1 protein-coding gene is annotated in these 1,429 nt (G+C 63.1%); it reads left to right on the top strand.

The window, feature by feature from the left end; all coding sequences use genetic code 11:
* Window positions 1–1,429 (top strand): Ig-like domain-containing protein (locus FEM54_RS34250; RefSeq protein ID WP_338109389.1); only part of this gene is annotated, 1,429 nt, incomplete at both ends.

Below are 1,429 nucleotides of genomic sequence, written 5' to 3'. Positions count from 1 at the left end.
AGGGCACCGTGACCCTGCCGGGCAACACCAGCGGCCAGCAGGTCGGTGTGGTGGTCAAGGATGGTGACACGCAGTCGCCTGCCACCAACGTTGATGTGCCGTTGTTGGCACCGCAGTTGGGCACTGTTGATCCTGAGACAGGCAATGTGGCGGTTACCGGCAAGCCGGGTGCGACCGTGCAGGTGCAAGATCAGAACGGCAACCCGATTGGCAAACCAGTCACTCTGGACGACAAAGGCCAGGGCACCGTAACCCTGCCAGGCAACACCAGCGGCCAGCAGGTCGGTGTGGTGGTCAAGGACGGTGACACCCAGTCGCCGGCCACCAACGTTGATGTGCCGCTGTTGGCACCGCAGTTGGGCACTGTTGATCCTGAGACCGGTAATGTGGCGGTCACCGGCAAGCCGGGCGCTACCGTGCAGGTGCAAGACCAGAACGGCAACCCGATTGGCAAACCAGTCACTCTGGACGACAAAGGTCAGGGCACCGTGACCCTGCCGGGCAACACCAGCGGCCAGCAGGTCGGTGTGGTGGTCAAGGATGGTGACACGCAGTCGCCTGCCACCAACGTTGATGTGCCGTTGTTGGCACCGCAGTTGGGCACTGTCGACCCTGAGACCGGCAATGTGGCGGTCACCGGCAAGCCGGGCGCTACCGTGCAGGTGCAGGACCAGAACGGTAACCCGATTGGCAAACCAGTCACTTTGGACGATAAAGGCCAGGGCACCGTGACCCTGCCGGGCAACACCAGCGGTAAGCAGGTCGGTGTGGTGGTCAAGGACGGTGACACGCAGTCGCCTGCCACCAACGTTGATGTGCCGCTGTTGGCACCGCAGTTGGGCACTGTCGACCCTGAGACCGGCAATGTGGCGGTCACCGGCAAGCCGGGCGCTACCGTGCAGGTGCAGGACCAGAACGGTAACCCGATTGGCAAACCAGTCACTTTGGACGATAAAGGCCAGGGCACCGTGACCCTGCCGGGCAACACCAGCGGTCAGCAGGTCGGTGTGGTGGTCAAGGACGGTGACACGCAGTCGCCTGCCACCAACGTTGATGTGCCGCTGTTGGCACCGCAGTTGGGCACTGTCGACCCTGAGACCGGCAATGTGGCGGTCACCGGCAAGCCGGGCGCTACCGTGCAGGTGCAGGACCAGAACGGTAACCCGATTGGCAAACCAGTCACTTTGGACGATAAAGGCCAGGGCACCGTGACCCTGCCGGGCAACACCAGCGGTCAGCAGGTCGGTGTGGTGGTCAAGGACGGTGACACGCAGTCGCCTGCCACCAACGTTGATGTGCCGCTGTTGGCACCACAATTGGGCCCTATCGATCCAGCCACCGGCAACGTAGTAGTCACCGGCAAGCCAGGTGCGACCGTGCAGGTGCAGGATCCAAGCGGCAAGCCAATTGGCAACCCAGTCACCCTGGA

It is taken from the genome of Pseudomonas edaphica, from assembly GCF_005863185.1.
GTDB classification, from domain to species: domain Bacteria; phylum Pseudomonadota; class Gammaproteobacteria; order Pseudomonadales; family Pseudomonadaceae; genus Aquipseudomonas; species Aquipseudomonas edaphica.
Note: the sequence above shows the minus strand (reverse complement) of the source record. Positions and strands in the feature narration are given on the sequence as shown.